This window comes from Aneurinibacillus thermoaerophilus (assembly GCF_900099925.1).
Taxonomy (GTDB): Bacteria; Bacillota; Bacilli; order Aneurinibacillales; family Aneurinibacillaceae; genus Aneurinibacillus; species Aneurinibacillus thermoaerophilus.
On the sequence record NZ_FNDE01000069.1, the window covers coordinates 1 to 4770 of the forward strand.

The window sequence follows — 4770 nt, forward strand, 5'->3', positions numbered from 1 at the left end:
TCATGCTCCACAAGCGCGAGGAACGCTATACATCGCAAACCTGTCCGGTTTGCGGGGCGAAAAAGAACGTGCGTGGTGCGGCTATACCCAACATCGGGACATTCACGGTGCGGCGAATCTACTGTCCAAAGTGTTGTATGAAAACCGGATTCAGTCCTTGCCGTTTGAAATTCAGAAACCCACGTATCTACGGATCGCCTAAGCGAGAAGTAGTAGATGGTTTGTTCCGCCCCACGCCCGTAAGGGTGTGTTGCTGAATGATTCCCCTCGCAGACGGCACGTGTCTGTGAGATCAGCGACAACCCGCTGATCGCCTGTTCTATCGAGGTGGATCGTTCAAAAACCCCCACTTCAACCTATGGTAAGTGGGGGAGGTTCATGTAACTAGAACTATTACAGTTTTTTACTTTCCTTTCTAAAAAAAGCAGATGAGTATTCAAATGTACTATGCCATATTAAAAAATAAAGTCGTTTATAATTCGTTCCAATACCAGTGCTGTGACCTTCATCCATCCGTTTTTCAACTTCAGATGCTCTTCTTTCGGACATAAAAACACCCCTTTGGCTAATTATATAAATTTGCTTCTTAAAAAAAGAAAAACCACTTTATTATCTCTCTTGACTCATATGCTACATCCATATAACGCTCTCTATATCAAATGAGCTGAATGTTCTGCTCTGATAAATTCGAGAAAATTATTACAACATCACAATTTGCTAACGTAAATAGTAAACACATTTTTTATATTTCTTCTCTCTCCCTTTATTTTGGAAAAATCAATAAAAAACTTAATACGTAAAATAAGACTGATGATAAAGTTAAACATCATCAGCCTGACAGCCCTAACAATTTTTCTTTTTTATATTTTCCATAGCTACTTAATGCTTACTTCTCAATTACGCTTTGTTTCTTGTCATCTACGTATTCCAAAATGCCAGGCATCTTTTCTCCATTCCACTCCATCATGAGCTCAGTATCTTCAATTGTTATACTAACAAATTCTCTTTCCGCACCTAAATAATTTCCCGCATAGTCTCTCCAACGATGTCTCCACCATCAGGAAAACCAGCGGTATGGCTCAGCAACATACAGAGTGTAATACTGCGAGTATCCTCTTTATTCTGTAAAGTAAACTCATGTATATACGTATGAATGGGTACATTTAAATCCAAAATGCCCTCTTGCACAAGCCGCATAATTAACGTTGCTGTTAAACTTTTGCTAACCGATCCGATGCGAAATAGCGTAAGGAATTCAATAATAATTATTCCTGTTATGAAAACTTTGATAATACAGCCGCCTTTTACCACTTATTTAAGTTCCGGTCATAAACCGGTTAACTGAATCAGCAAATTCCCCACTGGATTACTTATTCTTTTTTAGCATTTTATCTTGCTTGAATTTATCCATAAAGTTATCTTCTCAATTTTAAATTTACTACTTTTACAAAAGGCACTTTTTTAAGCTATTCAAACATATCCAATTTTCGTTTTTCTTCTAAAAGGCGTTGAAACTCCATTTCCAGTTCTTCACATGGTTCGGTGCTTAGCCGACTTAGTACTTCTGATATTTTTGTTTCAAGTATGAGCCGTTTATCTTCCCCAATATTTCGCTTTTTTTGGTGCTCATAATGTTTATATTGTTTATAAGTTCCTTCAAACAGTTCAATCTCTCTATTATGAATAGCCAAAATTCGTGTAGCGATGTTTTCGATTAGTCGGCGGTCATGAGAGACAAAGATTACGGTTCCTTCATATTCTTTTAAGAGCGATTCCAATGCGCTAGCAGCTTCAATATCGAGAAAATTCGTCGGTTCATCCAAAATTAACGTATTAATATTGCTCAAAAATAATTTTGCAAGCGCTACTTTTACTCGCTCACCTCCACTCAAAACCCCTACAACTTTATGAACATCGTCTCTAAAGAAATGCAGCCTTGCAAGTACCGTTCGAATGAATGTTTCATCCTGTTTTGAAGTGGAGCTGACATTCTCTAAAATCGACTTTTCAACATCTACTATATTTAAGTTTTGACTGAAGTAGCCCATTTTCACAGATGGAGAAATCGTGATACCTTTATCTTGATTGATGATTTTTTTCACAAGAGTCGTTTTTCCACTGCCATTCCGCCCGATAATCGCTAGTTTATCGCCACCACGAACATGAAAGCTTACTTTGTTCCAAAGAATACGTTCGCCAATGGCACCTGTAACACCTTGTACACGAAGAATAATTCGATCTTTAAACGTGTCTTCATTAGGTATATTCATTTTAAGTGGAGGAGTCTCTTTAACTTTTTCTACTTTTTCTAACTTTTCTAGCCGTGTTTCAATCGCTTTTGCTGTTTTTTGCAACTTTTTTTGTTTTTTAGCAAAGTATGGTTTGGCACCCGTTATTTTTGCTTCTGATTTGCTTACCTTTTTCGGAGCTTTTGTTGCTCTTTCAGCTTTTTTTTCTTTTAATTTCAATGCTTCTTCTAACTGTTTTTTCTTCATCTCATATTTTTCATAAGCTATTTTCTTTTGACGATACTCCACTTCTTTTTGCTCTGCATAATCGCTGTAGTTGCCTTTATACTCGTTTACCTGTCCTTCATTAATTTCCCATATGGTTGTGCAAAGGGCATCCAGAAATGCTCGATCATGAGATACAATGACGAAAGCTCCTTTCCATTGAATCAGTTTCTTTTCCAGCCATTCAATATGCTCTGTATCAAGATTTGTGGTTGGTTCGTCTGCAAATAAGATTTCTGGAGCCTTAACGATGGCATCATTAATATATGCCTGTGTTACTTCTCCACCGCTTTTAGTTGTATCTGTTCTTTTTAGCTGTGGCAAAAGTTCACAGTGAACATGACGAATTACCGTCCCATTTTCTGGGGGTAATTTTCCAGCCAATATGTTCAATAATGTTGTTTTTCCACTGCCATTACGGCCAACTAATCCAATCCGATCATTTTTATGAATTTGTAATTGGTTAACATCTAGCAATAAACGATCCTTTACATAGTGCTTTATATTAAGTGCTTCTAATAGAATCATATCATCATCCCCGTTTTTTCCATTTTTTCAGGGACAAAAAATGCCCCCTATCTACATTCAGAATAGGAGGCATAGGTATAGGTGGACATCAAAAAGAGACTACTCCTTTTGGTTTCAACTATAGAAATCCAATCCTATTCTGAAAACTCCGATTGAAGACATCAAAAATAAGGCAGAGACATTCATCTGCTAAAAAATGCCTTCAGTTAATGGTTTTCATAAATAGGATTAGTACTTCATGTAGTTGGTTCACCCTTCCGTTCTTTTTACTTATTGTCACTTTAAAGGATCTATTGAGAATTGTCAAATTTTATGTGTAAATATACCTTTTCTACAATTATGAGCGGTTTGATTTGTGTCTTATATAGTTATGATTACTGGTTTAACAAAGAATCATTTGGCAATACTAATTTTTATCATTACTATGGATAAGGAGAGGACTATGTTATGAAAAAATTACTAATTATAAATATCCACGGATTTACAAACGAAGCATTGCGAAAGGAAAAATGAGTTATTTCTTGTTCTTTTCTCCGACGACATGTGACGACGGTTCCAACTTCACCTGCCGCAGCTTGAGGATTATCAAATTCCATCGCACGCAAAACATTTTGGGAACCATACTTCGAAAATGCTACGGCTTTCATGAAACATCTCTCCTTTTCGGTAGCAAAACAATGGGGGGCAGGTGAATATAGATTGAACGATCGACTTTATTAACTCATATAACCATCATCCTTTCTGTTTGCAATATATGATGTTAGTCTATTTTCATAGACACATCTTCTCCGACCGAATTGGTTTTCATAGTAACGAAGAAAATCTAAACGATATCTTTTAACTCTTTCGTTAAGAAGCTTATCGTTTCAGTTTTTTCCCGCGCATCTTGTTCATCGAATAAAAGTTGTTGAATAAATTCCTAAATATTTTCCAGCCTGCGTCTATCCTGATAAAACTGAAGGGCGTTGCAGTTATGGCATAGTTTTTATGGAGTTTCCGATAGATGCTTAAAAATGTATTGAAATGCGGATTGTCAACCAAAAACATCAGATCGGCTTCAACAGGGGCCAATTTAAGCCCTTCCCAGTCAACCAGCATCAGATTCCAATTGTGAATATCCGTATGGCATAAAGCCATTCTTAACCGACTATATTTCAAACTTGTAGATAGCTTTTCAACGGTATTCGCCATGCCCTTGATTCGTTTAACGCGAGGTTCTATCATTTTCATTCAAGTATAATACAAAAATGAAGATTATTAAAAAAGGACAGACTTATCCCGTTTACTCTGTCTCACAAGCAGAGTCTTTGAACATATTCAATTACTTGTTCAAATTTGGGAAACGAAGTCTCATAGAATTTGTCATTTTTTAATAATCCTCCTTAAGATTTCCTTACTCTAGTTGTCAATAGATAACTGTAGTTGCCCAAAAACACTTACACAAATTTACAATTGAATAGAAAAGAGACATATCTCTTCACCCTGTGTAAAAATAGAAGTACCACCAACCACTTTTACGCAAAGGAGAAGACTATATGCCTCTTACGTATAGGGTAGCACATCAACAGGAAATCAACAATATTTTACGTACCTGGCGTTTCCCACTTTATTTTTCTAAGCCGGTAATGAACCATATGGTTCATTTTCTCGATGGTGTGATGACCAGAGGTTTTTCTGGAACGTTAACCGATATCCATCGTGAAAGCTGCCATTCACAAGACCGACGGAC

7 protein-coding genes and 1 pseudogene are annotated in these 4770 nt (G+C 36.7%); 2 read left to right on the forward strand and 6 right to left on the reverse strand.

The window, feature by feature from the left end:
* Positions 1–2 precede the first annotated feature (2 nt).
* The gene (locus BLR88_RS18305) at positions 3–257 is read left to right on the forward strand and encodes a zinc ribbon domain-containing protein (RefSeq protein WP_139185034.1); all 255 of its coding nucleotides are present in this window, start codon (positions 3–5) and stop codon (positions 255–257) included.
* A gap of 136 nt (positions 258–393) precedes the next feature.
* Here BLR88_RS18305 and BLR88_RS19830 read toward each other — a convergent pair whose 3' ends face one another.
* From BLR88_RS19830 to BLR88_RS20640, 6 genes are all read right to left on the reverse strand, one after another.
* On the reverse strand, positions 394–549 hold the full coding sequence (locus BLR88_RS19830) for a hypothetical protein (RefSeq protein WP_156424033.1): 156 nt from the start codon (positions 547–549) through the stop codon (positions 394–396).
* A gap of 465 nt (positions 550–1014) precedes the next feature.
* Complete coding sequence (locus tag BLR88_RS18310) at positions 1015–1311, reverse strand: serine hydrolase domain-containing protein (protein WP_057898762.1); 297 nt, start codon at positions 1309–1311, stop codon at positions 1015–1017.
* A gap of 155 nt (positions 1312–1466) precedes the next feature.
* A complete protein-coding gene (locus BLR88_RS18315; protein WP_057898763.1) occupies positions 1467–3041 on the reverse strand; it encodes a Vga family ABC-F type ribosomal protection protein in 1575 nt (524 codons plus the stop codon).
* A gap of 440 nt (positions 3042–3481) precedes the next feature.
* Positions 3482–3688, reverse strand: coding sequence for a hypothetical protein (locus BLR88_RS18320; RefSeq protein ID WP_057898764.1), 207 nt, complete (start codon positions 3686–3688; stop codon positions 3482–3484).
* A gap of 211 nt (positions 3689–3899) precedes the next feature.
* Positions 3900–4271, reverse strand: a complete 372-nt coding sequence (locus tag BLR88_RS18325) for a hypothetical protein (protein ID WP_139185035.1) — start codon at positions 4269–4271, stop codon at positions 3900–3902.
* A gap of 91 nt (positions 4272–4362) precedes the next feature.
* Positions 4363–4407 (reverse strand): erythromycin resistance leader peptide, encoded by a 45-nt coding sequence (locus BLR88_RS20640; protein WP_139185036.1) that lies wholly within the window; start codon positions 4405–4407, stop codon positions 4363–4365.
* Positions 4408–4576: 169 nt separating this feature from the next.
* On the opposite strand from BLR88_RS20640, the pseudogene BLR88_RS19220 reads away from it, so the two are divergent.
* Positions 4577–4770: pseudogene (locus tag BLR88_RS19220) on the forward strand (IS701 family transposase); the annotation flags it as partial.

Coding starts and splice junctions, on each gene's coding strand:
- BLR88_RS18305 (WP_139185034.1), top strand. CDS start 3: ATGCTCCACAAGCGCGAGGAACGCTATACATCGCAAACCTGTCCGGTT.
- BLR88_RS19830 (WP_156424033.1), bottom strand. CDS start 549: ATGTCCGAAAGAAGAGCATCTGAAGTTGAAAAACGGATGGATGAAGGT.
- BLR88_RS18315 (WP_057898763.1), bottom strand. CDS start 3,041: ATGATTCTATTAGAAGCACTTAATATAAAGCACTATGTAAAGGATCGT.
- BLR88_RS18320 (WP_057898764.1), bottom strand. CDS start 3,688: ATGAAAGCCGTAGCATTTTCGAAGTATGGTTCCCAAAATGTTTTGCGT.
- BLR88_RS18325 (WP_139185035.1), bottom strand. CDS start 4,271: ATGAAAATGATAGAACCTCGCGTTAAACGAATCAAGGGCATGGCGAAT.